The 23475-nt window shown below is 73.0% G+C and carries 23 protein-coding genes and 1 pseudogene; 11 read left to right on the top strand and 13 right to left on the bottom strand.

Annotated features, from left to right (window positions below):
* The first annotated feature begins 134 nt into the window (after nucleotides 1-134).
* Genes sdhC through EMA09_RS17420 form a run of 4 tightly spaced genes read left to right on the top strand, consistent with a single transcriptional unit; the run spans nucleotide 135 to nucleotide 3560 of the window.
* The gene (gene sdhC, locus EMA09_RS17435) at nucleotides 135-515 is read left to right on the top strand and encodes a succinate dehydrogenase, cytochrome b556 subunit (RefSeq protein ID WP_129841950.1); all 381 of its coding nucleotides are present in this window, start codon (nucleotides 135-137) and stop codon (nucleotides 513-515) included.
* Complete coding sequence (locus EMA09_RS17430) at nucleotides 515-982, top strand: succinate dehydrogenase hydrophobic membrane anchor subunit (protein ID WP_129841949.1); 468 nt, start codon at nucleotides 515-517, stop codon at nucleotides 980-982. Before sdhC ends, EMA09_RS17430 begins: the two co-directional genes overlap by 1 nt.
* A gap of 41 nt (nucleotides 983-1023) precedes the next feature.
* Nucleotides 1024-2778 (top strand): succinate dehydrogenase flavoprotein subunit, encoded by a 1755-nt coding sequence (gene sdhA / locus EMA09_RS17425; protein ID WP_129841948.1) that lies wholly within the window; start codon nucleotides 1024-1026, stop codon nucleotides 2776-2778.
* Entirely contained in the window at nucleotides 2778-3560 is a 783-nt protein-coding gene (locus EMA09_RS17420) for a succinate dehydrogenase iron-sulfur subunit (protein WP_129841947.1), read from the top strand. The genes sdhA and EMA09_RS17420 overlap by 1 nt, the downstream gene beginning before the upstream one ends.
* A 73-nt stretch (nucleotides 3561-3633) precedes the next feature.
* On the opposite strand, the gene EMA09_RS17415 is transcribed toward EMA09_RS17420, so the two are convergent.
* The 5 genes from EMA09_RS17415 to EMA09_RS17395 form a co-directional block, all read right to left on the bottom strand.
* Nucleotides 3634-5112 carry a DEAD/DEAH box helicase gene (locus EMA09_RS17415; RefSeq protein ID WP_129841946.1) on the bottom strand — a complete coding sequence of 493 codons (1479 nt, stop codon included), beginning with the start codon at nucleotides 5110-5112 and terminating at the stop codon, nucleotides 3634-3636.
* Between the two features lie 302 nt (nucleotides 5113-5414).
* Nucleotides 5415-5618 (bottom strand): cold-shock protein, encoded by a 204-nt coding sequence (locus EMA09_RS17410; protein ID WP_129841945.1) that lies wholly within the window; start codon nucleotides 5616-5618, stop codon nucleotides 5415-5417.
* Nucleotides 5619-5914: 296 nt separating this feature from the next.
* On the bottom strand, nucleotides 5915-6190 hold the full coding sequence (locus tag EMA09_RS17405; RefSeq protein ID WP_129844096.1) for a MerR family transcriptional regulator: 276 nt from the start codon (nucleotides 6188-6190) through the stop codon (nucleotides 5915-5917).
* A 239-nt stretch (nucleotides 6191-6429) separates the two neighbouring features.
* Complete coding sequence (locus EMA09_RS17400; protein ID WP_129841944.1) at nucleotides 6430-6981, bottom strand: GNAT family N-acetyltransferase; 552 nt, start codon at nucleotides 6979-6981, stop codon at nucleotides 6430-6432.
* A complete protein-coding gene (locus tag EMA09_RS17395) occupies nucleotides 6978-7496 on the bottom strand; it encodes a MarR family transcriptional regulator (RefSeq protein ID WP_240796443.1) in 519 nt (172 codons plus the stop codon). The genes EMA09_RS17400 and EMA09_RS17395 overlap by 4 nt, the downstream gene beginning before the upstream one ends.
* 123 nt (nucleotides 7497-7619) lie before the next feature.
* On the opposite strand from EMA09_RS17395, the gene EMA09_RS17390 reads away from it, so the two are divergent.
* Entirely contained in the window at nucleotides 7620-8504 is an 885-nt protein-coding gene (locus EMA09_RS17390) for an EamA family transporter (protein ID WP_240796679.1), read from the top strand.
* A 2-nt stretch (nucleotides 8505-8506) separates the two neighbouring features.
* On the top strand, nucleotides 8507-9118 hold the full coding sequence (locus EMA09_RS17385) for an NAD(P)H-binding protein (RefSeq protein WP_129841942.1): 612 nt from the start codon (nucleotides 8507-8509) through the stop codon (nucleotides 9116-9118).
* A 61-nt stretch (nucleotides 9119-9179) separates the two neighbouring features.
* Here the strand turns inward: EMA09_RS17385 and EMA09_RS17380 are convergent, their stop codons facing one another.
* Complete coding sequence (locus EMA09_RS17380; protein WP_129841941.1) at nucleotides 9180-9590, bottom strand: hypothetical protein; 411 nt, start codon at nucleotides 9588-9590, stop codon at nucleotides 9180-9182.
* A 208-nt stretch (nucleotides 9591-9798) separates the two neighbouring features.
* Here EMA09_RS17380 and ctaD point away from each other — a divergent pair, with 208 nt between their 5' ends.
* Nucleotides 9799-11535 (top strand): cytochrome c oxidase subunit I, encoded by a 1737-nt coding sequence (gene ctaD / locus EMA09_RS17375; RefSeq protein WP_129841940.1) that lies wholly within the window; start codon nucleotides 9799-9801, stop codon nucleotides 11533-11535.
* Nucleotides 11536-11562: 27 nt separating this feature from the next.
* On the opposite strand, the gene EMA09_RS17370 is transcribed toward ctaD, so the two are convergent.
* Entirely contained in the window at nucleotides 11563-13149 is a 1587-nt protein-coding gene (locus tag EMA09_RS17370; RefSeq protein WP_129841939.1) for a choice-of-anchor I family protein, read from the bottom strand.
* Between the two features lie 129 nt (nucleotides 13150-13278).
* Between EMA09_RS17370 and EMA09_RS17365 the strand changes: the two genes are divergently transcribed.
* The 3 genes from EMA09_RS17365 (at nucleotide 13279) to EMA09_RS17355 (ending at nucleotide 16164) form a co-directional block, all read left to right on the top strand.
* Nucleotides 13279-14646 (top strand): FAD-linked oxidase C-terminal domain-containing protein, encoded by a 1368-nt coding sequence (locus tag EMA09_RS17365; protein ID WP_129841938.1) that lies wholly within the window; start codon nucleotides 13279-13281, stop codon nucleotides 14644-14646.
* 113 nt (nucleotides 14647-14759) lie between these two features.
* A complete protein-coding gene (locus tag EMA09_RS17360) occupies nucleotides 14760-15608 on the top strand; it encodes an alpha/beta hydrolase (protein ID WP_129841937.1) in 849 nt (282 codons plus the stop codon).
* Between the two features lie 76 nt (nucleotides 15609-15684).
* On the top strand, nucleotides 15685-16164 hold the full coding sequence (locus tag EMA09_RS17355; protein WP_240796678.1) for a TetR-like C-terminal domain-containing protein: 480 nt from the start codon (nucleotides 15685-15687) through the stop codon (nucleotides 16162-16164).
* Between the two features lie 42 nt (nucleotides 16165-16206).
* Here EMA09_RS17355 and EMA09_RS17350 read toward each other — a convergent pair whose 3' ends face one another.
* The 4 genes from EMA09_RS17350 to EMA09_RS17335 all read right to left on the bottom strand — a co-directional run bounded on the left by EMA09_RS17350 (nucleotide 16207) and on the right by EMA09_RS17335 (nucleotide 20565).
* Nucleotides 16207-17049, bottom strand: coding sequence for a hypothetical protein (locus tag EMA09_RS17350; protein WP_129841935.1), 843 nt, complete (start codon nucleotides 17047-17049; stop codon nucleotides 16207-16209).
* Between the two features lie 21 nt (nucleotides 17050-17070).
* Entirely contained in the window at nucleotides 17071-18699 is a 1629-nt protein-coding gene (locus tag EMA09_RS17345; protein ID WP_129841934.1) for an ABC transporter substrate-binding protein, read from the bottom strand.
* 126 nt (nucleotides 18700-18825) lie between these two features.
* Nucleotides 18826-19125, bottom strand: a complete 300-nt coding sequence (locus EMA09_RS17340) for a carboxypeptidase-like regulatory domain-containing protein (protein WP_129841933.1) — start codon at nucleotides 19123-19125, stop codon at nucleotides 18826-18828.
* 198 nt (nucleotides 19126-19323) lie between these two features.
* Entirely contained in the window at nucleotides 19324-20565 is a 1242-nt protein-coding gene (locus EMA09_RS17335) for a metallophosphoesterase (protein WP_129841932.1), read from the bottom strand.
* 215 nt (nucleotides 20566-20780) lie between these two features.
* On the opposite strand from EMA09_RS17335, the gene EMA09_RS17330 reads away from it, so the two are divergent.
* Entirely contained in the window at nucleotides 20781-22001 is a 1221-nt protein-coding gene (locus EMA09_RS17330; protein ID WP_129841931.1) for a serine hydrolase, read from the top strand.
* A 16-nt stretch (nucleotides 22002-22017) separates the two neighbouring features.
* On the opposite strand, the pseudogene EMA09_RS29010 reads toward EMA09_RS17330, so the two are convergent.
* Nucleotides 22018-22824, bottom strand: a pseudogene (locus EMA09_RS29010) (YihY/virulence factor BrkB family protein); the annotation flags it as partial.
* Nucleotides 22825-22897: 73 nt separating this feature from the next.
* Entirely contained in the window at nucleotides 22898-23467 is a 570-nt protein-coding gene (locus EMA09_RS17320; protein WP_129841929.1) for a 2'-5' RNA ligase family protein, read from the bottom strand.
* Nucleotides 23468-23475: the final 8 nt, after the last annotated feature.

Raw genomic sequence — 23475 nt, 5'->3', positions numbered from 1 at the left:
CGACCCCGGCTCCGTGGGACCCCGCGGCCGCCAGTACCATGGCGGCGGCCGGTGGACCGTATCCGGCCGGGCCCGACCGACGTCCCCAGTACTGCCGGCGGGGCTCTCTGCACACGCTACCGGAGGGTTTTTCCGTGCCGGCAGGAACGTTGTACCGCGGCCGGGAAGGCATGTGGTCATGGGTGGCGCATCGTGTCACCGGTGTCCTCATCTTCTTCTTCCTGTTCGTCCACGTGCTGGACACCGCTCTCGTCCGCGTCTCGCCCGAGGCGTACGACGAGACGATCGAGGTCTACAAGACGCCCCTCGTGGGCTTCATGGAGTACGGCCTCGTGGCCGCCGTGCTCTTCCACGCGCTGAACGGCCTGCGGGTCATCGCCGTGGACTTCTGGAACAAGGGCGCGCAGTACCAGCGCCAGCTGCTGTGGACCGTCGTCGGCATCTGGGTCGTCCTGATGGCCGGGGCTGCTTACCCGGTCCTCTCGCACGCCTTCAGTGAGCTGTTCGGGAGCTGATGATCATGTCGACCGAAATCACCGCCCAGCCCGCGCAGCCGCCGTCCGCCGAGACCCCGGCCATGGTCATCGAGCCGCCGCGCGCCCGTACCGCCCGCACACCCCGCACCACCCGCACCAACTTCGAGCTGTACGGCTGGCTGTTCATGCGGGTGTCCGGCGTGCTGCTGGTCATCCTCGTCCTGACACACCTGATCATCCAGCTCGTGCTGGAGGGCGGTGTGACCAAGGTCAGCTTCGCGTTCGTCGCGGGCCGCTGGGCGTCGCCGTTCTGGCAGGCGTGGGACCTGATCATGCTGTGGCTGGCCATGCTGCACGGCGCCAACGGCCTCCGCACGATCATCAACGACTACGCCGAGCGTGACGCCACGCGCTTCTGGCTGAAGATGCTGCTGTACACGGCCACGGTGTTCACCGTGCTGCTGGGCACGCTGGTGATCTTCACCTTCGACCCGAACATCCGCTGACGCACGGCGCCGCGACCAGGTACGAGGCAGGCAGAGCGAGCATGCAGATCCACAAGTACGACACCGTCATCGTCGGCGCCGGCGGCGCCGGCATGCGCGCGGCCATCGAGGCCACCAAGCGCAGCCGCACCGCCGTGCTGACCAAGCTGTACCCCACGCGGTCCCACACCGGCGCGGCCCAGGGCGGCATGGCCGCCGCCCTCGCCAACGTCGAGGAGGACAACTGGGAGTGGCACACCTTCGACACGATCAAGGGCGGTGACTACCTGGTCGACCAGGACGCCGCCGAGATCCTGGCGAAGGAGGCCATCGACTCGGTCCTCGACCTGGAGAAGATGGGCCTGCCCTTCAACCGGACCCCCGAGGGCCGGATCGACCAGCGGCGCTTCGGCGGCCACAGCCGCAACCACGGCGAGGCCCCGGTCCGCCGGTCCTGCTACGCGGCCGACCGCACCGGCCACATGATCCTCCAGACGCTGTACCAGAACTGCGTGAAGGAGGGCGTCGAGTTCTACAACGAGTTCTACGTCCTCGACCTCCTCCTCACCGAGGTGGACGGCGTCCGGAGGACCGCGGGCGTGGTGGCCCTTGAGCTGGCCACCGGCGAGCTGCACGTCTTCCAGGCGAAGGCCGTCGTGTTCGCGTCCGGCGGCAACGGCAAGTTCTACCGCGTCACCTCCAACGCCCACACCCTGACCGGTGACGGGCAGGCGGCGGCGTGGCGGCGCGGGCTGCCGCTGGAGGACATGGAGTTCTTCCAGTTCCACCCGACCGGCATCTGGCGCATGGGCATCCTCCTCACCGAGGGCGCGCGCGGCGAGGGCGGCATCCTCCGCAACAAGGACGGCGAGCGCTTCATGGAGAAGTACGCGCCGGTCATGAAGGACCTCGCCTCCCGCGACGTGGTGTCCCGCTCCATCTACACGGAGATCCGCGAGGGCCGCGGCTGCGGCCCCGAGGGCGACCACGTGTACCTGGACCTGACGCACCTGCCGCCGGAGCAGCTCGACGCGAAGCTGCCGGACATCACCGAGTTCGCGCGGACGTACCTCGGCATCGAGCCGTACACGGACCCGATCCCGATCCAGCCGACCGCGCACTACGCGATGGGCGGCATCCCGACGAACGTCAAGGGCGAGGTCCTCGCGAACAACACGGACGTCGTCCCCGGCCTGTACGCGGCGGGCGAGGTCGCCTGCGTGTCCGTGCACGGCGCGAACCGTCTGGGCACCAACTCCCTCCTCGACATCAACGTGTTCGGCCGCCGGGCCGGCATCGCCGCCGCCGAGTACGCGGCGACCGCCGACTTCGTGCCGCTGCCGGAGGCCCCGGAGAAGTTCGTCGCCGACGAGGTCGAGCGGATGCGCGACTCGGAGGGCAGCGAGCGGGTCCCGGTGATCCGCAGGGAGCTGCAGGACACCATGGACAAGAACGCCATGGTGTTCCGCACCGAGCAGACACTGAAGGAGGCGCTGGAGGAGATCACCGAACTCAGGCGCCGCTACCGGAACGTGTCGGTCCAGGACAAGGGCAAGCGGTTCAACACCGACCTGCTGGAGGCCCTGGAGCTGGGCAACCTGCTGGAGCTCGCCGAGGTCCTCGTCACCTCCGCGCTCGCCCGCAAGGAGTCCCGCGGCGGTCACTACCGCGAGGACTACCCGAACCGCGACGACGTCAACTTCATGCGCCACACCATGGCCTACCGCGAGGTGGACGCCGACGGCAACCAGACGATCCGGCTGGACTACAAGCCCGTCGTCCAGACCCGCTACCAGCCGATGGAGCGTAAGTACTGATGAGCACCCCGACGTTGGAGAAGACGGACACGGCCCCGCCGTCCGAGGACGAACACCTGGTCACGGTGACCTTCCGCATCCGCCGGTTCAACCCGGAGGTCTCGGCGGAGGCGTCGTGGCAGGACTTCGAGATGCGCATCGACCCGAAGGAGCGCGTGCTCGACGGGCTGCACCAGATCAAGTGGGAGCTCGACGGCACCCTGACGTTCCGCCGGTCCTGCGCGCACGGCATCTGCGGCTCGGACGCGATGCGCATCAACGGGCGGAACCGCCTGGCGTGCAAGACGCTGATCAAGGACATCGTGGAGCTGGCGGACGGGCGTGCCACCAAGCCGATCACGGTCGAGCCGATCAAGGGTCTGACGGTCCTGAAGGACCTCGTCGTGGACATGGACCCGTTCTTCCAGGCGTACCGCGACGTGATGCCGTTCCTCATCACCACGGGGAACGAGCCCACGCGCGAGCGGCGGCAGTCCCCGGAGGACCGGGCGCGGTTCGACGACACGACCAAGTGCATCCTGTGCGCGGCGTGCACGTCGTCCTGCCCGATCTTCTGGAACGACGGGCAGTACTTCGGCCCCGCCGCGATCGTGAACGCGCACCGCTTCATCTTCGACTCGCGCGACGAGGGCGGTGAGCAGCGCCTGGAGATCCTGAACGACCGGGACGGCGTGTGGCGCTGCCGTACGACGTTCAACTGCACGGACGCCTGCCCGCGCGGCATCGAGGTCACGAAGGCGATCCAGGAGGTGAAGCGGGCGCTGGTGACGCGCCGCTTCTGAGGCTCACGCCGCCGTACGCCGAGGCCCCGCCTCCCCGTCGTGGAAACGACCGGGGGGCGGGGCCTCTGGTCTGTCAGGCGGCGCGGCGGGCGGTGGTGCGGCGGCCGCGTCCCGGCCGGTTCCGCCGGGCGCGCCCGGGGGTGCCGGCGGCCGTGGCGCGGGCCGGGGCCGCGGCGGCCGGCGCGGCGGTGGTGACGGGGACGACGGGCACGCCCGACGGCTGCCGGGCACCGGTGATGCGGCTCAGCTCGGCCCCGCCGGGGCGGACCTCCGTCACCTGCGCCCTGATCCCGGCGCCGGCCAGCATGCGGTTGGTCTCGCGGCGCTGGTCGGGCAGGACGAGGGTGACGACGGTGCCGGATTCCCCGGCGCGGGCGGTGCGGCCGCCGCGGTGCAGGTAGTCCTTGGGGTCGCCCGGCGGGTCGACGTTGACCACGAGGTCGAGGTTGTCGATGTGGATGCCGCGGGCGGCGACGTTCGTGGCGACCAGGACGGTCGTGTGGCCGGTCCTGAACTGGTCGAGGGTGCGGGTGCGCTGCGACTGGGACTTGCCGCCGTGCAGCGCTGACGCCTGGACGCCGACCGCCAGCAGCCGCTTGACCTGCCGGTCCACCGCGCGCTTGGTGGCCAGGAACATGATCACGCGACCGTCGCGCGCGCCGATCTCCGTGACGGTGGCCTGCTTGTCGGTGTCCTGGACGTACAGCAGGTGGTGCTCCATCGTGACGACCGCGCCCGCGGGGGGATCGACGGAGTGGACCACCGGGTCGGACAGGTAGCGGCGGACGAGGCGGTCGACGTTCTTGTCGAGGGTGGCGGAGAAGAGCATGCGCTGGCCGTCGGGCCGCACCCGGTCGAGGAGGCGCGTCACCTGGGGCAGGAAGCCCATGTCGGTCATCTGGTCGGCCTCGTCGAGGACGGTGACGGCGACCTCGTCGAGCCGGCAGTCACCGCGGTCGATGAGGTCGGCGAGCCGGCCGGGGGTCGCGATGACGGCCTCGGCGCCGGCGCGCAGCGCGTTCGCCTGGCGGCCGATCCCCACGCCGCCGACGACGGTGGTGAGCCGCAGCCGCAGGGCGCGTGCGTAGGGGGTGAGGGCGTCGGTGACCTGCTGGGCCAGTTCCCTGGTGGGGACCAGGACGAGGGCGAGCGGCCGGCGCGGTTCCGCCCGGCGGCCCTCGATCCGGGCGAGGAGGGGGAGGCCGAACGCGAGCGTCTTGCCGGAGCCCGTACGGCCGCGGCCGAGGACGTCGCGGCCTGCCAGCGCGCTCGGAAGGGTCGCGGCCTGGATCGGGAACGGCGCGGTCAGGCCCTCGGCGCGGAGCGTCGCGGCGAGGGGCGCGGGGAGGCCGAGCCCGTCGAACGTCTCGGCGGGCGGCGGTGCGGCGGCGGCGCTGCGCGGCGCGGCCTGCTCGCGGACGGCCGGGGGACGCTGCTGCTCACCGGCGGGACGGGTGGCTCCGCGCCCTCTCCGGGACGGGCGGCGCCGGCCGCGGCCGGCGTCGGCGCCGGTGCGGTTCGTGCCGTCATCGGTGTGTGCGGTGCGGTGCATGAACGGGGACCTTCCTCCGTGCGGCACGTGCCGAGGAATGCGTCCCGGTCGCGATGTGCCGCGCGGGGATTCACAGGAACGGGCCGAGAAATCGACGGGCGGTACCGGGCACAGGGGGCAACCGGTCCGCTCAGGAGATGCGCCGGGGCCGCGGTCGCGGAGCGGTGGGCGGCCCGGGTGGGCGTCCGGCCGGGGACGGGCCGTGACGCGGGTGCCCGCCGGCGTCGGGCGGGCGCTGGAACGCGACGGGCCGGGACCCGCACCCGAGGGTGCGTGTCCCGGCCGGCCGGTGTGTACGCGTGTCAGGCGGGAACGATGTTCTCGGCCTGCGGGCCCTTCTGGCCCTGCGTGACGTCGAAGGTGACCTTCTGGCCCTCGACGAGCTCACGGAAGCCGGTGGTGGCGATGTTCGAGTAGTGCGCGAACACGTCGGCGCCGCCGCCGTCCTGCTCGATGAAGCCGAAGCCCTTTTCGGAGTTGAACCACTTCACGGTGCCGGTAGCCATATGCAATCTCCTTCGGGAGCAGTTTCCGGAAGTCCGCACCGTGCGGACCCGGAGTCGCTGCGATGATTTACCCTCCGGAAAACACCGGAAATGAAAAACAACTCACCGGCCGGAGCCGGAAAGCATGCGAAATCCATGGGAACCACAACTGCAACTGGCTCCAGGCTAACACGCCTGTCCGCGGAGCGCCCGGCGTCGCGGATCCCGGCCGCGCGCAGCGGTTTTCGCCGCGTTTCCACCCCGGCGCATTCCCCGGATTCCTGCACCGGCCGCTGGAGGTTTCCGGCACAGGGCGATCAGCCGTCGCCCTCCGGCGGCGGAGCGGTGCGGCGCAGCAGTTCGTTGGCGCGCCTGGCCTCGTCCAACTGGTCCTCCAGGTCGATGATCCGGCAGGCCGCGTCGATCGGCGTGCCCTGGCCGACCAGTTCGCGGGCGCGTGCCGCGGTCCGCAACTGGCGGCGCGAGTAACGGCGGTGGCCGCCCCGGGAGCGGAGCGGGACGATCAGCCCGGCCTCGCCGAGCGCCCGCAGGAAGGCCGGCGTGGCCCCGAGCATCTCGGCCGCCCGCCCCATCGTGTAGGCCGGGTAGTCGTCGTCGTCGAGCGGGCTCGGCGCGGCGGGGGGTTCGTCTGCGGCCACTGGTACCTCTCGGGAGACGCGTCAAGGCTCGCGGGTCCGTCCGGCCCGGCGGTTTCCGGGGTGCCGGGCGTCCGGGATCCTCACGGTACGCCACCCCTCCCGGGGGCGTGCTCCCGACCGTGTCTGTCGCGGCGGACGCAGATTCCGTACGGCGGCGGGCACCGGTTCGCCCGTCACCGTCCGGTGTCGGCCCGTTCCCACTCGGCCCGGGTCAGCGCCATGACCCGCACCGGGGTGTCGCGGCCGGGCACGGTCGTGAAGCGGTCGAGCCGCATGCCGAGCTTCGCCATCACCCGGGCCGACGCGTGGTGGTCGACGTGGCAGACGCTGACGAGCCGTTCGAGACCGGCCTCCCGGAAGGCGAACCGGGCCGCCTCGCGCGCGGCCTCGGTGGCGAGGCCGCGCCCCCAGAAGGCGGTGCCGAAGCGCCAGCCGATCTCGACGGCGGGGAGGATCTCGGGCAGGAAGCGGGGCACCGCGAGGCCGGTCCAGCCGGCGAGCGCGCCCGTGGCCCGCTCCTCGGCGGCGAACAGGCCGTACCCCTGCTCCGCCCAGGCCGCCCGCAGCCGCGCGAGGGTGGCGACCGTCTCGTCGCGGGTGCGGACCGTGCCGTCGCCGATGAGACGCATGACCGCCGGGTCGCCGTCGATGGCGGCGAGCGCGTCGAGGTCGTCGTCGCGCCAGCCGCGCAGGATCAGCCGGGGCGTGACGAGGCGGGGGGTCACCGGCGTGCTTCCGGCGGGGTGTCACCGAGGCCGGTGAGGAGCTTGCGCAGGAGTGCGGCGAGCCGGTCCTGTTCCTCGGGGTCGAGGGCGCCGATGAGCCGGTACTCGTTGGCGATGTGCGCGGGCAGGACGTCGTCGAGCAGGGCGCGGCCCGCGTCGGTGAGGGTGACGAGGACGCTGCGGCGGTTGCCGGGGTCGGTGGCCCGGTCGACGAGGCCCCGGGCGGCGAGCCGGTCGATCCGGTGGGTGACGGCCCCCGAGGTGATCATCGACGCGCGGCTGAGGGCGCCCGCGGTGAGGCGGTAGGGGGGGCCGGAGCGCAGCAGGGTGGCCAGGATGTCGAACTCCCAGGTCTGGAGCCCGTGCTCGCCGAAGCAGTCGGCGAGGCCGCGCTCCAGGAGGCGGGAGGCGCGCTGCACGCGGCCGACGACGCCCATGGGACGTGCGTCGAGCGCGGGGCGTTCGGCGTTCCACTGCCCGATGACCCAGTCGAGGGCGTCGTCCCCGTCGGCCACTTCAACTCCTCGACGTCGAACTGTTTGACGCCAAGCTAACACCGACCCTAGTCTCCTCAACGTCAAACAGTTCAACGTTGAGGAATCCGTGTGTCCGCGACCGCCGCACCCGCGTCCGTGCCCCTGACCGGTCCCGCCCGCCACGCCTGGAGCACCACCGGCCTCACCGCCCTCGCACCGGCGGCCTGGGGCACCACCTACCTCGTCACCTCCGAGTGGCTCCCTCCCGATCGCCCCCTGCTGTCGGGTGTGCTCCGCGCCCTGCCCGCCGGGCTCATCGCCCTGGCCATCGGGCGCCGCCTGCCGCACGGCGCGTGGTGGTGGCGGGCGGCGGTCCTCGGCACGCTCAACATCGGCGCGTTCTTCGCCCTCCTCTTCGCCGCCGCCTACCGCCTGCCGGGCGGCGTGGCGGCGACCCTGTCGGCCGTGCAGCCGCTCATGGTCGCCGGTCTCGCCCTCGCCCTGACCGGCGAACGTCCCGCCCGCCGCCGCCTCGCCTGGGGCGTCGCGGGAACGGCCGGCGTCGCCGCGATGGTCCTCCGCCCCGGCGCCGGGTTCGATGCCGTCGGCATCGCGGCCGGCCTGGCCGGGACCGGCGTCATGGCGGCCGGGACGGTCCTCGGCAAGCGCTGGGGCCGTCCGGAAGGGGTGGGCGTCATGGCGTTCACCGGCTGGCAGCTCACGGTCGGCGGCCTGCTGCTCACCCCACTGGCCCTCACCGTCGAGGGCATGCCGCCCGCGCTCGACGCGGCGGCCGTGGGCGGCTACGCGTGGCTGTCGATCGTCGGCACGCTCCTGGCGTACGCCCTGTGGTTCGACGGGGTGCGCCGGCTGCCGGTGGGCGCGCTGTCGTTCCTGCCGCTCCTGTCCCCCGCCGTCGCGACGCTGCTCGGCGTCGTCGCCCTCGGCGAGTCCCTGACCCCGCTGCAGGGCGCCGGTTTCCTCCTGGCGATGGCCTCGGTGGCCGCCGCGCAGACCGCGCCCCGCCGTACCGCGAAGGAGAACTGACCATGCGCATCGCCGTCATCGGAGCCTCGGGCGAGTCCGGCAGCCGGATCGTCGCGGAGGCGCTGCGCCGCCGCCATGACGTGACGCCGCTGACCCACCGCTCGGGCGACGTGACCGACCCGGCCGCGGTGGCGCGGCCGGCCGCCGGGCAGGACGTCGTGATCGCGGCGACCCGCCCCGCGCCGGGCGCCGAGTCCGACCACGCGGTGGCCGCCCGCGCGCTGCTGCGCGGCCTCGCCGGCACGGGCGCGCGCCTGCTCGTGGTGGGCGGCGCGGGCAGCCTGACGGTCCCCGGGACGGACGGCCGCCGGCTCGTGGTGGACGACCCGCGGTACGTCGGCGCGGCCTGGCGCGCGATCGCGCTGGCGAGCGGCGCGCAGTTCGACGTGTTCCGCACGACGCCGACCGACGTGGACTGGACGTACCTGAGCCCGCCCGCGATGCTCGCCCCCGGCGAACGCACCGGCCGCTACACCACCGGCGGCGACGAACTCCTCACGGACGCCGCGGGCCGCTCCGCGATCTCGATGGAGGACCTGGCCGTGGCCCTGCTGGACGAGGCGGAGACACCGCGCCACCGCCGCGCCCGCTTCACGGTGGCCCACGTCTCCTGAGCGCGGCGGCGCCCCCGCCGGTGGACGGAGGATTCCGGGGCACCGGCGGGGGCGGGCCGGCTCAGTACACGCGGGTGCATCCGCTCCGCGTGCAGAACACCTCGTGCACCCAGCCGCCGTCCGCGTACATGTAGGCGTAGACGCGCTGGACGCCCCCGGGCACCGCGATGCGCAGGTTCGCGTCCGACCAGGATGTCGTCTGGCCCGCGTAGGCGCCGTAGCACCACTCGCCGGTCCAGTAGTCACCGTTGTTGCCCTGGAAACAGACCTCGCGGTAGCCGCTGACGGCCTTGATGTAGCCGTCGACGTAGGCCGAGTAGCCGCTGGTCCACTGAATGGTGCTCTCGGTTTGGGAGGCACCCCACGACATGCCCCACCCCGCGGCCGCGTGGGCGGGCTGGCTCGCGCCGAACAGGGCGGCCATGGCCGCCCCGATGACCGCGAACGACTTCAACGCTCTCCGCACTCGCATACACGTCTCCCAACGCTCGGGCGTATCGGGTCGCCGCGACACTGGTGGACGCGAGTGAACCGGACATGTCATCCCGGCCAACGGGCAGCGAGGAAGCGTCACCTTTTGTGTGCGGTCGATCACTTTCGGTCACGGTGGCGCGAACAGCACGGCGGGGCGCGCGCGTCCAATCCGGACCGGTGGGCGGCGACGGGGGTACAACGGACGCGTGGCCACCGTGACCGAATCCCGGACCCAGCGACCCGACCCGAAACCGCCGGGAAAACCCGGTCAGATCATCGTCTCCTGGCTCACCACGACGGACCACAAGCGCATCGGTTCGATGTATCTCGTGACGGCTTTCGCGTTCTTCGTGGTGGGCGGCGCGCTGGCCATGGCGGTGCGCGCGGAACTCGCGCGGCCCGGTCTCCAACTGCTGAGCAAGGAGCAGTACAACCAGGCGTTCACCATGCACGGCACCATCATGATGCTGCTGTTCGCGACACCGCTCTTCGCCGGTTTCGCGAACGCCATCATGCCGCTGCAGATCGGCGCGCCCGATGTCGCCTTTCCCCGCCTCAACGCCATTTCCTACTGGCTGTTCCTCTTCGGCGGCCTCATCGTCCTCTCGTCCCTGGTCGTCCCGGGCGGCCCCGCGAGTTTCGGCTGGTTCTCGAACGCCCCGCTGAACGACATGACGCGTTCCCCGGGCGTCGGACACGACATGTGGATCATGGGGCTCTCCATGGCGGGGTTCGGCACGATCTTCGGCGCCGTCAACTTCATCGCCAGCATCCTGTGCATGCGCGCCCCGGGGATGACGATGTTCCGGATGCCGATCTTCACCTGGAACACCCTCCTGACCAGCGTGCTCGTCCTGATGGCGTTCCCCGTGCTGGCGGCGCAGCTCTTCGCGCTCGAGGCGGACCGGCGGCTCGGCGCGCACATCTTCGACGCGGCGAACGGCGGCTCGCTGCTGTGGTCGCACCTCTTCTGGTTCTTCGGGCACCCCGAGGTCTACATCATCGCGCTGCCGTTCTTCGGCGTCGTCACGGAGATCCTGCCGGTGTTCAGCCGCAAACCGATCTTCGGGTACATCGGCCTGGTCGCCGCCACGATCGCCATCACCGGCCTGTCCGTGACGGTGTGGGCGCACCACATGTTCGCGACGGGCGCGGTCCTGCTGCCGTTCTTCTCCCTGCTGTCGTTCCTCATCGCGGTCCCGACCGGGGTGAAGTTCTTCAACTGGATCGGCACGATGTGGCACGGCTCGCTGTCGTTCGAGACACCGATGCTGTGGTCGATCGGATTCCTCGTGACCTTTCTCTTCGGCGGCCTGACGGGCGTGCTGCTGGCGTCACCGCCGCTCGACTTCCACGTCCACGACAGCTATTTCGTCGTCGCGCATTTCCATTACGTCGTCTTCGGCACGGTGGTGTTCGCGATGTTCGCCGGCTTCTTCTTCTGGTGGCCGAAATTCACCGGCCGGATGCTGGACGAGCGGCTCGGGAAGATCCAGTTCTGGACGCTGTTCGTCGGCTTCCACGGCACGTTCCTCGTGCAGCACTGGCTCGGCGCCCAGGGCATGCCCCGCCGCTACGCCGACTACCTGGCGTCGGACGGCTTCACGGCCCTCAACACGGTCTCCAGCATCAGCGCGTTCCTCCTCGGCCTGTCCACGCTGCCGTTCTTCTACAACGTGTGGAAGACCGCCAGGTACGCGCCCCGGGTGCGGAGCGACGACCCGTGGGGCTACGGCCGCTCGCTCGAATGGGCCACGTCCTGCCCGCCGCCGCGCCACAACTTCGTCGCGCTGCCCCGCATCCACTCCGAGTCGCCCGCCTTCGACCTGCACCACCCCGGCATCACGGCCACGGACCAGGCGCGCACGACCGGGCGCCGCGACATCGCCGAGTCCGTCCCGCACGCGCCCGGCCCCGGCGGCGGCGCGGACGGGCGCGCGTAGCGGGGCCGGGGCACCGGGCGGACGGGTTCAGCCGACGCGGTAGATCGCGGTCGTGCCGCTGGTCTCGTTGCCGACGACGAGCAGCGCGTCACCGGTCGGGCTGTCGGCGGCGGGGACGAACGTCAGCCCCTCGGGGCCGAGGTCGCCGGCCGTCCCGGCCTCCGGGTCGCCGCCGAAGTCCCGGGAGGTGACGTACCCGGCGAGCCGCGGATCGCGCGGGTCGGACAGGTCGTACACCACGATGCCGCCGAACCGCTCGAGACCGGCGAACGCGTACGTCGTCCCCCGGACCGTCCCGACCGTGACGCCCTCGGGCTCGGGTCCCTTGGCGTCGCTGCGGGAGTCGGGGTCGTTCTCGGTGTTGTCGGTGTTGAAGTCGTCCGGGTACCGCTCGGCCATCAGCCGCTCCAGGTCGTCGCCCGAGTCCCACAGGAGCCGGCCGCGCGTGTCCCGCACGGACAGGGAGCGCCCGCCGGGCACCTGGAGCTCCGTGACCCGGCCCTCGGCGTCGCGTGGCGAGGTGGCCGTGACGGTCAGCCGCCCGAGCGCCGCGTCGTCCTGGAGCGCCGCCGCGTCGGGGAACGCCTCGGGCGACAGGTCGAGGTCGGCGACCCTGACCTCCTCCGACCAGCAGTCCCCGTCACGGGTGTCGCCCTCGTTCGCGGTGACGAGGTACCGGCCGCCGCCGAAGGACGCGATGCCGTCCGGCTCGTAGAGGCCGGACACCGGCCAGGTGCCGATGGCTGCGCCGCCGTCGTCGTCGGACGGGTCGAGGCCGTTGCCCGCCGTCCCGTGGTCCTTCGTCCCGAGGGCGTCGACGCGCGTGACGCGGGCGCGCACCAGGTCGACGGTGGCGATCGCGTTGTTCTCCTGGAGCGTGACGTACGCCGTCCGTCCGTCGGGCGAGACAGCCGCGTACTCCGGCTCGAAGTCCTGCGCGGCGCTCGCGCCGGGGCCGTAGATCCGCACCCCCTGCTCGCGCAGCCGGTCCTCCTGCCCGTTCCACGCGCGGAAGTCCGCCGTCCGCACGCCGGTGACGCGGCCGTGCCGGTCGAGGTCGAGCACGGAGACGGTGCCCTCCGGGTCGGTGCCGCCGGCGCAGTACGAGTCGGGCTCGCCCTCGCCGACGACCACGACGCGCCGCCCGTCCGGCGTGAACGTCAGCATGTCGGGGAGCGCGCCGACCGTGACGGCGTCGATGCGCCGTCCGTCCCGCGCGCGGAAGAGGGTGACGGTGCCCGGGTCGGTCTTGTCCCCGGCCTCCTGCGCGACGGCGACGGTCCCGTCGTGCACGGCCACGCTGTTGGCGCCGGGTGTGTCGAGTTCGGCGACCTTGCGCGGCTCGGCCGGGTCGGAGATGTCGAGGACGTCGACGGTGCCGCGCTCCGCGTTGACGGTGAACACCCGCTCGGTGCGGGCGTCGTACGCCGTGATCTCGGCGGCGCCCTCGTCGAACGAGCCGGTCTCGTAGCGCCCGAGCAGGGTCAGCTCCAGGTCGCCCCGGTCCGTGCCGTGGCCGTGCCCGTCGCGCGGGTGGGCCGCGGCGCCGGGGGCCATGACGACGGCGGACAGGGCCGTGGCCACGACCGGGAAGGCGAGTCTTCGATACATCATGGCCGGATCGTCGGGTCCTGCCGCGCCCGTGACGTGAACGGTGTGCTGTGCCCGGGTGAACGGGCGCGCAACGGCACGGTGTCCGGCGCGGGGGATGACGGCGGCCCGCACGCCTGCCAAGCTGCCGGTATGAGCACTCTTGTCGCGACGCTGCGCGAGGGGCTGCCCGGCGAGGCGGTCCTCACCGACCCCGCGATCACCGCCTCCTACGCCACCGACATGGCCGGCTTCTGCCCGGCCGGCACACCCGCCTGCGTGGTCCTGCCGCGCACGGTGGACGAGGTGCGGCACGTCCTGCGGACGGCGCACGGGCTGCGGGTGCCCGTGGTGCCGCAGGGCGCGCGCACGGGCCTGTCGGGCGCGGCGAACGCGGTGGACGGCTGTGTGGTGCTCTCCCTGGTCCGCATGGACCGCATCCTGGAGATCGACCCGGTGAACCGCTGCGCCGTCGTGGAGCCGGGGGTGGTGAACGCGACGCTGTCCAGGGCGGTCGCGGCGCACGGGCTCGCGTACCCGCCCGACCCGTCGAGCTGGGAGCAGTGCACCATCGGCGGCAACATCGGCACGGGCGCCGGCGGGCTGTGCTGCGTCAAGTACGGCGTGACGGCCGAGTACGTCCTCGGGCTCGACGTGGTGCTCGCGGACGGGCGGCTGCTGCGCACCGGGCGGCGGACGGCGAAGGGCGTGGCGGGCTACGACCTGACCCGCCTGTTCGTCGGCTCCGAGGGGACGCTCGGGGTGGTCGTGCGGGCGGTGCTCGCGCTGCGGCCGGCGCCGCCGCCGCAGTTGGCGCTCGCGGCGGAGTTCCCCTCGGCGTCGGCGGCGGGCGAGGCGGTCGCCGCGGTCATGGCGGCCGGGCACACGCCGTCCCTGCTGGAGCTGATGGACGCCACGACCGTCCGCGCCGTGAACGAGCTGACCCGCATGGGGCTGCCGGAGACGACGCAGGCGCTGCTGATCGCCGCGTTCGACACGCCCGACCCGGCGGCGGACCTCGCGGCGGTGGGCGGGCTGTGCCGGGCCGCGGGGGCGACGGAGGTCGTGCCGGCGGACGACGCGGCCGAGTCGGACCTGCTGCTCGCCGCGCGGCGGGCGGCCCTGCCGGCCCTGGAGGCGGTCAGGGGGTCGATGATGATCGACGACGTGTGCGTGCCGCGCAGCCGGCTCGCCGGACTGCTCGACGGGGTCGCCGCGATCGGGCGCCGCAACCGGCTGACGATCGGGGTGTGCGCGCACGCCGGTGACGGCAACACGCACCCGACCGTCTGCTTCGACCCCGCCGACGAGGGCGAACGGGAGCGCGCGCAGGAGGCGTTCGGCGAGATCATGGCGCTCGGCCTCGACCTGGGCGGCACGATCACCGGCGAGCACGGCGTCGGCGTGCTGAAACGCGACTGGCTCGCCCGTGAACTCGGCCCGGTGGGGCTGGAGATGCAGCGCGCGATCCGCCGCACCTTCGACCCGCTCGGCATCCTCAACCCCGGCAAGGTCCTCTGACGCCTGCCCCCGTTCTCCCCGCCCCGGGGTCCGCCGTTGACAGGCTCGGCTAATTGGATTAGCTTTTGGCTAACGCGATTAGCCGAGCGCCGCCCGCGAGCCAAGGGGACACCATGACCGGGACCACGACCGAGTACCTCACCGTCGACGGCGGCACCCTCGCCTACGAGGTGGCCGGCTCAGGGCCGCTGATCGTGCTCGCGCACGGCATGGGCATCAGCCGCGCCGCGTTCCGGGCCGTGCTCCCGCCGCTGGTGGCGGCCGGCTACCGCGTCGCCGCGCTCGACCTGCGCGGCTGCGGCGAGTCGAGCGTCGAGTGGCCGGCCTGGAGCCGCACCGCCATCGCCGGCGACCTGCTCGCGCTGATCCGCCACCTCGGGGGCCCGGCCGTCATCGTCGGCCACTCCGTCGCGGGCGGCGCCGCCACCATCGCCGCCGCGCTGGAGCCGTCGCTGGTCACCGGCGTCGTCGAGCTGGCGCCGTTCACCCGGAAGCAGTCGATCCGCCTCGGCGACCTGCGGGTGCGGCGCTTCCGGCGGGGCATGCTGCGGCTGCTCGGCGCGGGAATGTTCGGCAGCGTGCGGCTGTGGCGCTCCTACCTCGAGGTCGCCTACCCCGGCGTGCGGCCGGACGACTGGGCCGAGCGCGTCGCCCGCATCGAGACCACGCTGCGCGAGCCGGGCCGGATGAAGGCCATGCAGGCCATGGGCCGCTCGGCCCCGACCGACGCCGGCGCGCACCTCGGCCGCGTCCGCTGCCCCGTCCTGGTCGTGATGGGCACGGAGGACCCCGACTGGGCCGACCCGCACGCCGAGGGCTCGGCGATCGTCGCCGCCCTGCCGGACGGCCTCGGCAGCCTGGCGATGATCGAGGGCGCCGGACACTACCCGCACGACCAGTACCCCGAGCAGGTCGTCGCCCTCACGCTCGCCTTCCTCGGGTCGGACGCCGCCCGTGCCTAGGGCCGGACTGAACCGGGCGGCCGTCGTCGCGGCCGGCGCCGCGCTCGCCGACGAGACGGGCGCCGCCGGCCTGACGATGGGCCTGCTCGCCGAGCGGCTGGGCGTGCGCACCCCGTCCCTGTACAAGCACGTCGCCGGCCTGGACGACCTGAACCGGGGCATCGCGGCCCTGGCGCTCGGCGAGGCGGCCGACGCCGTCGGCGCCGCCGTCCAGGGATACGCGGGCCGCGACGCCCTGGCGGCGGCGACCCGCGCCTTCCGCGCCTATGTCCTGGAGCACCCCGGCCGGTACGCCGCGACGATCGGCGTGGAACCGACCGGTCCCGACGACCCGATGGCCGACGCGGGACAGCGGCTGCTCGCCGCGTTCATGGCGGTCCTGCGCGGCTACGACATCGCGCCGTCCGACAGGGACCACGTGCTGCGCATGCTCCGCAGCCTGTGCCACGGCTTCGCCACACTCCAGTCGGCGGGCGGCTTCCAGTGGAGCGCCGACATCGACGAGAGCTTCGAGTGGCTGATCGCCTTCGCCGACCGGGGTCTGCGCGCCACATGAGCGCGCGGCCCCGGGCGCGGTCGTCCGCCGCGCCCGGGCCGGTCACTCCTCGGGCGCCCTGGTCCGCGCGCCGAGGCCCGTCAGGTCGTCCAGCAGCGCGCGGCGCAGGTCGTCGCGATCCCGTTCGACGGCCGGGACGACGTGCGTGCGCCAGTCGGCGGCGAACCGGTCGAACGCCTCCCCGACCGCCCGGCGCAGCAGCCGCCGCGTGACGCGCAGCGGGACGGCCGCCACCGGCCGCACGAGACGCCGGCCCCGCAGGGTCGTCTCGACGTGCACGCGCCACTGGCCGTCGGGTCCCGGCCGGGGCACGGCCACCGAGACGGCCTGCAGCAGCGGATGCCGTATCAGGACGGTGAGCGCGGGCCGGCCGCGCCCCACGGCGCCGCCGCCGGTGCCGAGGCCGCCGCCGGCCGCCTCCCACCAGCGTTCGAGATCGAGTTCGCCGCGCACGGCGAACCAGCGCAGCCGCCGCTGCCGCCCGTCCGGGCGGGTCAGCTCACCGCGCGCCGTGAACCGCAGCACGGTGGGCCGCTCCGCGCTGCGCAGCCGCAGCTCCGAGGTGACGCGGGAGGGCGGCTCGGGCCGTTCGGCCTCGAACCGCACGGCCGTCGCGACGGCCCGGTCCCACTCGACGACCGTCAGCCGGTCCACGGGCGGCCCGGTGCCCTCCTGCACGGGGCCCGGGACGGTGTACTGCGCGCCGGGCCGCGCGTGGTCACCCGATCGCAGCGTCACGCCGGGGACGGGCCTGCCGTCCCCGGTGACGAGCCGGGTCCCGGTGGCGCGCAGCGACTCCAGCACGTCGTGGAGGACGAGGACCGCGTCCTCCACGCCGCGCCGTGCCACCGGCGTCAGGTCGATGGTGTGCCGTAGACGAGCCATGACCGCATCCTGCCGTAACCGTCAGATCCTGTGCAGCTCCCACAGGCGCCACACACCGCTGTTGGACGCGAGCTGCTGGATGCCGCCGATGCTCGCGTCGCTCATCGTGCGGCGCGTCTCCTGCCAGATCGGGATGATCGGGGCCTCGGCGGCGGCCGCGTGCAGGATGGCCTCGAAGTCCTCGCCGGCGCGCGGCCGGTTGGTCTCGCGGCGCGTCTCGGCGATGAGGGCGTTCAGGTCCTCGTCGCTGAAGCCGGTGGACAGCGCGTCGGCGGGGCCGAGCAGGTTGTCGGTGTACGTGGCGGGGTCGGGGAAGTCCGAGGAGAAGCTCACCAGGAAGGCGTCGAAGTCGCGGTCGCCGTAGATGAGCTGGATGAAGTCCGACCAGTCGTAGTACGTCGTGGTGACCTCGAACAGGCCGCCGCGCTCCAGCTGTTCGGCGATGGTCTCGGCCTCCGCGGTGTTCGCGGCACCGCGCGAGTAGGCGAGGTCGAACTCGATGGGCAGGGTGAGACCGGCACTCTCCAGGTCGGAGCGCAGCTCGTCCACGCTCTTGTCGCGGTAGAGGTCGTAGTACGGGGTGGCGTGGCCCGTGAAGCCGACGGGGATCAGGGAGTACAGCGGCTCGACCGTGTCCTCCTGGACCTGCCTGGCTATCTCCTCGCGGTCGATCAGCGCGGCGGCGGCCCGGCGGACGGCCCGCTCGCCGAACGGCCGGTCGGCGTCGTTGTTGAGGCTGAGGAGGCGCGTGTTCGAGCCGGCCTGCTCGGAGACGGCGATGTCGGGGTCGGCGGTGTCGAGATGGGCCATCGCCTCCGGCGGCATGACACCGTCGTTGACGTCGATCTCGTCGTTCTCCCAGGCGGCGGCGAGCTGCTCCTCGGCGGACTTGTCGCCCTCCTGCACGAAGTAGCGGACGCGGATGGGGCTGAGGGCCTCACCGGCGGCGCCGTTGTAGTCGGGGTTGGGCGTCAGCTCGGCGTACTCCCCGGCGACGTACGTGTCGAGGATGTAGGGGCCGGAGCCCACGACCGAGTCGTCCGGGTGGAGTTCGAGTTCCTCGTAGCTCTGCTGGTCGACGATGGCGCCGGTGCCGCCGGCGACGACGAACGGGAAGGTGGCGTCGGACTGGTTCAGTTCGAAGATGATGTCGCGGCCGTCCGTCCGCACCGCCTCGAGCGAGCCGAGCAGACCGGCGGGACCGGCGTAGGTGAACTTCTCCTCCTCGGGGATGGAGTCGTCTCCCGCCTCACGCTCGGCGCGGGCCGCCATGCCGATGATCCGCTCGAAGGAGAACTTGACGTCGTCCGGGGTGACGGGGTTGCCGTTGGAGAACGTCAGGCCCTCCCGCAGCGTGCACCGGTACACCGTCAGGTCGTCGTCCTGGAAGCCGCACTCCTCCGCCGCGTCCGGGACGGGCTCCTCGTTCCCCGGCAGGAAGGTCAGCAGGGACTGGAAGAGATTGCTGGTCAGCGCCCAGGAGCCGATGTCGTAGGCCCCGGCCGGATCCAGCACGCTGGGTGCCATCGTGGAGCCCACGACGATCCGGTCCTCCGTGTCGTCGTCGGGGCGGAAGGCCAGCCAACCGCCCACGGCGCCGACGATCAGCACCACGACCAGCCCGACGACTATCGCCCATCGACCCTTCATCCGTCGCACCCGGAGCGCCCTTTCTCGTAAGAATGTGCGGGCCAAGCCAACCACAGGGCGACGGGGCGGGTGTGCGCCGGGAGGGTCACGGAGCGGACGCGGAAGGGCGAACGGCCGCGCCGCGGGTCAGTCCAGGACCGCTCCGGGCACGGCCATGCGGAACTCCACCTCCACCGGACGGCCTTCCAGCCGGACCGCCACGCTCTGGCTGCCGAGCTGCGGGGAGAACGCGGCGAGCAGGTACTCGCCCCGCCGCGGGGCCGTCACGGAGAACGCGCCGTCGTCCGCGCTGCGCGTCTTGACCAGGTGCCGGCCGCCATCGGCGCCGGTCAGCGTCACGACGGCGCGCGGCAGCGCGACTCCGAGGGCGTCCCTGACGCGCCCTCTGATGATCAGCGATTCGGCCACTTCCGTCTCCTCCGGCATTCCCCACCACTCCTCAGTGCCACTCGATGCCTCGCTGTGCCGCACGGCACGGCGCGGTGTCCGTCGTGTCCACCACGCTGTCAGTTTGTGCCCAGCTTGTTATCAAGGACACCAACGGCGCACGAATAGTTGACCCGGGGAGCAGATCGGAACGAAAACCGGACAATCCGAAAAGCCAGACGCCCCACGGGTGTTCGGTCATGCCGTCCGCAGTTCGACGATCGTGATGTCCGGATCGGCGCCCACGCGGACCGGCGGCCCCCAGGCACCCGCGCCGCGCGACACGTAGAGCTGCGTGTCGCCGTACCGCTCAAGTCCGGCCAGCGTCGGATTCGCCGCCGCCGCGACATAGGTGAGCGGCCACATCTGGCCCCCGTGCGTATGGCCGGAAAGCTGCAGGTCCACTCCGTAGTCCACGGCCTCGTGGATCTGCACCGGCTGGTGCGCCATGAGCACGGTGGCGCGGGAGCGGTCGCGGTCGCCGAGGGCCGCCTCGTAGTCCGGGCCGCCGAAGTCGCTGCCCTCGCCGCTCACATCGTTGACGCCGGCCAGCTCGAAGTACGGCAGCTCCGTCCGCTCGTTCACCAGCGCGGTCATGCCGAGGTCCTGCACGTGCTCCACCCAGGCGCCGGTGTCCACGTAGTACTCGTGGTTCCCCGTCACGAAGAACACGCCGTCCGGCGCCTTCAGGTCCCCCATCGGCGAGACGGCCGTGCGCAGGTCGTCCACCTCAGCGTCCACCAGGTCGCCGACGACCGTGATGACGTCCGGCTGGGTGCGCAGCACCGCGTCCACGACGCGGCGGCAGTGCGACTCGCCCAGGACGGGACCGAGGTGGATGTCGCTGACGACGGCGATGCGGTAGCGGTCGGCGGCGCGCGGCAGTTTCGGCAGCGTGACGGCCACGTGACGCGTGCGGAGGTTCCGGGCGTTGGCCAGGCCGTAGCCCAGCGTGCCGGCCGCGACGAGTCCCGCGCCCACCGCGATGCCGCGTGCGACGAACAGGCGGCGGGTCGCCTCGGCCCGTACGGCCGCGCGCTCCTCCCCGTCGTCGGGCCCGTCGGCGTCCGGCGCCGGGTCGGTGCCGGGGGCCGGGTCGGTGTCGGGGGCCGCCGGCACCGGTACCGTCACCGGCGGCGCGACAGCGCCGGCCCGCCGCCGCAGCAGGCGCAGGACCAGCGGACGCAGCGCCTCCCCCACGGCCAGCGCCAGCAGCAGGTAGAGCACCGCGACGATCCACAGGAACCCGGGCCACGACACGACCCGCAGCACCGCGAACGGAACCGGCAGCTCGCGCCCCACGAACGCGATCGGCGTGAAGGCCCCGAGGACCACCAGGAGCACCGTCGCGACGCGCCGGTACGCACCTCCCGGCGCCGACACGTCACGCACGAGCCGTTTCCACAGGTACCAGTGCACCGCGGCCACGACCAGCGTCATGGGAATGGCAATGAGAATCAACGGGTGCCCCCTCCAGCGCCCTGCCGACCGGACGCCGCCCAGTATGCTGCGCTGACCGGTCGCCCGGATGACCGGCCCTCCTCACCGGTTCGGACCTGTCCGCTCGTCACGACTCCCGGGGCGGCCGGTAAGTTCACGGTGTGCCGTTCAATCGCTCGTCCGCTTTTCGGATTCCCGCCCGTGCCGCGCTCGCGATGGCCATACTCGTGCCCGCCCTCGCGCTGGCCCCCCTGACCACGGCCGCCGCCGCGCCGGACGACGGCGACACCGACGCGGGCGCCGTCCGCTCGACGGTCGGCGGGGAACTCCTCGGCCGCACCGAGACCCAGGTCCTCGCCGGCGGCGACACCCCCGCGCTGCCCGCCGACCTGACGGCGAAGTCCTGGATCGTCGCCGACGCCGAGACCGGCGACGTGCTCGCAGCCCACGACGCGCACCGGCCGCTCGCCCCGGCCAGCACGCTCAAGATGCTGTTCGCCGACACGGTCATGCCGTCGTTCGACCGCGACGACCTGTACCGGGCGCGGCCCGAGCACTTCGCCGGCATGGGCGAGGGCAGCAGCGCGGTCGGCATCGCCGACTACCAGACCTACACCGTCGAGGACCTCTGGCACGGGGCGCTCCTCGCCTCCGGCAACGACGCCGTGTACGCGCTGACCGCGATGAACGGCGGCAAGGCCGGGACGGTCGAGCAGATGAACGCCCGCGCGCACGAGCTCCAGGCCGGCGACACCCACGTCGTCAACCCCGACGGCTACGACGCCGAGGGCCAGACCTCGTCGGCGTACGACCTGACGCTCATCGCCAGGGACGCCCTGCAGATGGACGACTTCCGCGAGTACGTCGCCCTCCCCACCGCCGACTTCCCCGGCGCCGGCGAGGGCGAGGACCGCGAGACCTACCAGATCCAGAACACCGACCGCCTCCTCGTCGGCGCCCCGGGGCTCGAACCGTACGAGGGCCTCGCCGGCGTCAAGAACGGCTACACCTCGGCCGCCGGCCACACCTTCACCGGCGTCGCCGAGCGCGGCGGCCGCGTCCTGCTGGTGACGGTCATGGACCCCGAGGGCGACGCGCTGGCCGTCTACCGCGAGAGCGCCGCGCTCCTCGACTGGGGCTTCGCCGCCGCCGGCTCGGTCGACCCGGTCGGCGAGCTGGTGCCGCCGCTGAGCGAGCTGCCGGACGACCCGGCGCCCGACGACGGCGCGGGACAGGACGCGACGGCGGGCGACGGCTCGGACGCGGCCCTCGCGGGCGCGGCGGCGGACGACGGGGCGCCCGTCAGCGGCATCACGGTGCTGATGGTGACGGCGGCCGGTCTCGCCGTTCTGGCGGGGGCGGCGTATCTGTTCCACCGCACTCATCCGCTGGGGGCTCGTCCAGGGCGTCGGCGCACGGACGGTCCGCCGGAGTGACGGCGGTGGCCGTCCACGCGCAGCAGGCGAGCAGCAGCTTCGCCATGAGGTTGATCCAGATCAGCAGCGCGATCGGCACGCCGAACGCCCCGTACACGTTGCGGGTGGCGACCTCCGTCAGGTAGCCGCTGAGCAGCAGTTTCAGCAGCTCGAAGCCGACCGCGCCGATGACGCAGGCGGTGACGACGGCGCCGCGCGGGGGCCGTACGCCCGGGAGCCACACGAGGACGTACGCCAGCAGCAGGAACGTCACGCCCATCGCCACGGCGTACGCGGCGAACTGCAGCACGACCCCGCCGGGGCCGTGGGGTGCGAGTATCCGCACGATGTTCATCGCGAGCGCGGACGCGGCGAGCGAGACGAGGACGACGGCCCCGAGGCCCGCGAGGACCCCGATGTCCTTGCCGCGCCGCACGACCGTGTTCTCGTCCGGGTCGGGCAGGTCCCACAGCGCGCGCAGGCAGCCGCGCAGGGCGTCCACCCAGCTCGCGCCGGTGGGCAGGACGAGGACCAGCGACACGAGGCCGATGGTGCCGGCGTTGTCGAGGAGGCTGTCCAGGTGGAGCTGGTCGGAGATGCCGGGCACCTGGTCCGCGATCCAGTCCTCCACGGTGTGGAGCTGCCCGTCGGTCAGCAGCCCGGTGCCGACCGCGCCGGCCAGCCCGAGGACCGGGAAGAGGGTGACGAAGCTGGTGAACGTGATCGCGGCGGCCAGCCGCGTCCAGTTCCGCGCGTCGAGGTGCTGGTAGACACGCCACACGCGCGTCCGAAGGAACCACGCCACCGGTGGACCGATCCACGGCAGCCGGGTCAGAGTCTCCATCGCGCCGCCCACGCTAAGTGGGGATGCCCCGTGAACGGCTCCTGACACGCGCCCGGCGGCGGGCGGGCGGGCGTCAGCGGCGCAGCGCGGTGTCCGGGGCGGTGCCCGGCTGCCGCCCGGGCGCCGTGAAGGGGAAATCGCGGCAGCGGTGCCACACGCCTGTGCCGTCCTGCTCGTACAGGGCGAACCCGCGCACGGTCCACCGGGCCTCGTACTCGGCGAGCTCGGCCTGCGCGCGGTCCATCGCGTCCTCGGCGATGCCGTGGGCGACCGTCACGTGCGGGTGGTAGGGGTAGGCCAGCTCGCGGGCCAGCGGCCCGCCGCCCGCCCGCACGGCCGACTGGAGCCGGTCGCAGGCGTCCCCGCCCTCCACGACCCGGACGAACACCACGGGCGTCAGGGGCCGGAACGTACCGGTGCCCGACAGGCGCAGGGCGAACGGGCGGCCGGCCGCAGCCACACCGGCCAGGTGGGCGTCGATGCCGGGCCGGGCGGCGGCCGCGACCTCGGTGGGCGGCAGCAGCGTCACATGGGTGGGGATGCCGGCCGCCGCCGCGTCCCCGAAGGCGAGGCGGCTGCGCCGCAGCCGGCCGCCGTGCGGCTCGGGGACCGCGATCGACACACCGAGGGTGATGGTCCCCAAGGCTGGCT

This window comes from Streptomyces sp. RFCAC02 (genome assembly GCF_004193175.1).
Taxonomy (GTDB): Bacteria; Actinomycetota; Actinomycetes; order Streptomycetales; family Streptomycetaceae; genus Streptomyces.
The sequence above is the reverse complement of the archived record's forward strand: the minus strand, read 5'-3'. Positions and strand labels throughout refer to the sequence as shown.

Excerpts from the sequence above, each read along its gene's own strand:
- EMA09_RS17430 (WP_129841949.1), top strand. The coding sequence starts at position 515 with ATGATCATGTCGACCGAAATCACCGCCCAGCCCGCGCAGCCGCCGTCC.
- sdhA (WP_129841948.1), top strand. The coding sequence starts at position 1,024 with ATGCAGATCCACAAGTACGACACCGTCATCGTCGGCGCCGGCGGCGCC.
- EMA09_RS17420 (WP_129841947.1), top strand. The coding sequence starts at position 2,778 with ATGAGCACCCCGACGTTGGAGAAGACGGACACGGCCCCGCCGTCCGAG.
- EMA09_RS17415 (WP_129841946.1), bottom strand. The coding sequence starts at position 5,112 with ATGCACCGCACCGCACACACCGATGACGGCACGAACCGCACCGGCGCC.
- EMA09_RS17410 (WP_129841945.1), bottom strand. The coding sequence starts at position 5,618 with ATGGCTACCGGCACCGTGAAGTGGTTCAACTCCGAAAAGGGCTTCGGC.
- EMA09_RS17405 (WP_129844096.1), bottom strand. The coding sequence starts at position 6,190 with ATGGGGCGGGCGGCCGAGATGCTCGGGGCCACGCCGGCCTTCCTGCGG.
- EMA09_RS17385 (WP_129841942.1), top strand. The coding sequence starts at position 8,507 with ATGCGCATCGCCGTCATCGGAGCCTCGGGCGAGTCCGGCAGCCGGATC.
- EMA09_RS17380 (WP_129841941.1), bottom strand. The coding sequence starts at position 9,590 with ATGCGAGTGCGGAGAGCGTTGAAGTCGTTCGCGGTCATCGGGGCGGCC.
- EMA09_RS17370 (WP_129841939.1), bottom strand. The coding sequence starts at position 13,149 with ATGATGTATCGAAGACTCGCCTTCCCGGTCGTGGCCACGGCCCTGTCC.
- EMA09_RS17365 (WP_129841938.1), top strand. The coding sequence starts at position 13,279 with ATGAGCACTCTTGTCGCGACGCTGCGCGAGGGGCTGCCCGGCGAGGCG.
- EMA09_RS17360 (WP_129841937.1), top strand. The coding sequence starts at position 14,760 with ATGACCGGGACCACGACCGAGTACCTCACCGTCGACGGCGGCACCCTC.
- EMA09_RS17355 (WP_240796678.1), top strand. The coding sequence starts at position 15,685 with ATGGGCCTGCTCGCCGAGCGGCTGGGCGTGCGCACCCCGTCCCTGTAC.
- EMA09_RS17350 (WP_129841935.1), bottom strand. The coding sequence starts at position 17,049 with ATGGCTCGTCTACGGCACACCATCGACCTGACGCCGGTGGCACGGCGC.
- EMA09_RS17345 (WP_129841934.1), bottom strand. The coding sequence starts at position 18,699 with ATGAAGGGTCGATGGGCGATAGTCGTCGGGCTGGTCGTGGTGCTGATC.
- EMA09_RS17340 (WP_129841933.1), bottom strand. The coding sequence starts at position 19,125 with ATGCCGGAGGAGACGGAAGTGGCCGAATCGCTGATCATCAGAGGGCGC.
- EMA09_RS17335 (WP_129841932.1), bottom strand. The coding sequence starts at position 20,565 with ATGACGCTGGTCGTGGCCGCGGTGCACTGGTACCTGTGGAAACGGCTC.
- EMA09_RS17330 (WP_129841931.1), top strand. The coding sequence starts at position 20,781 with ATGGCCATACTCGTGCCCGCCCTCGCGCTGGCCCCCCTGACCACGGCC.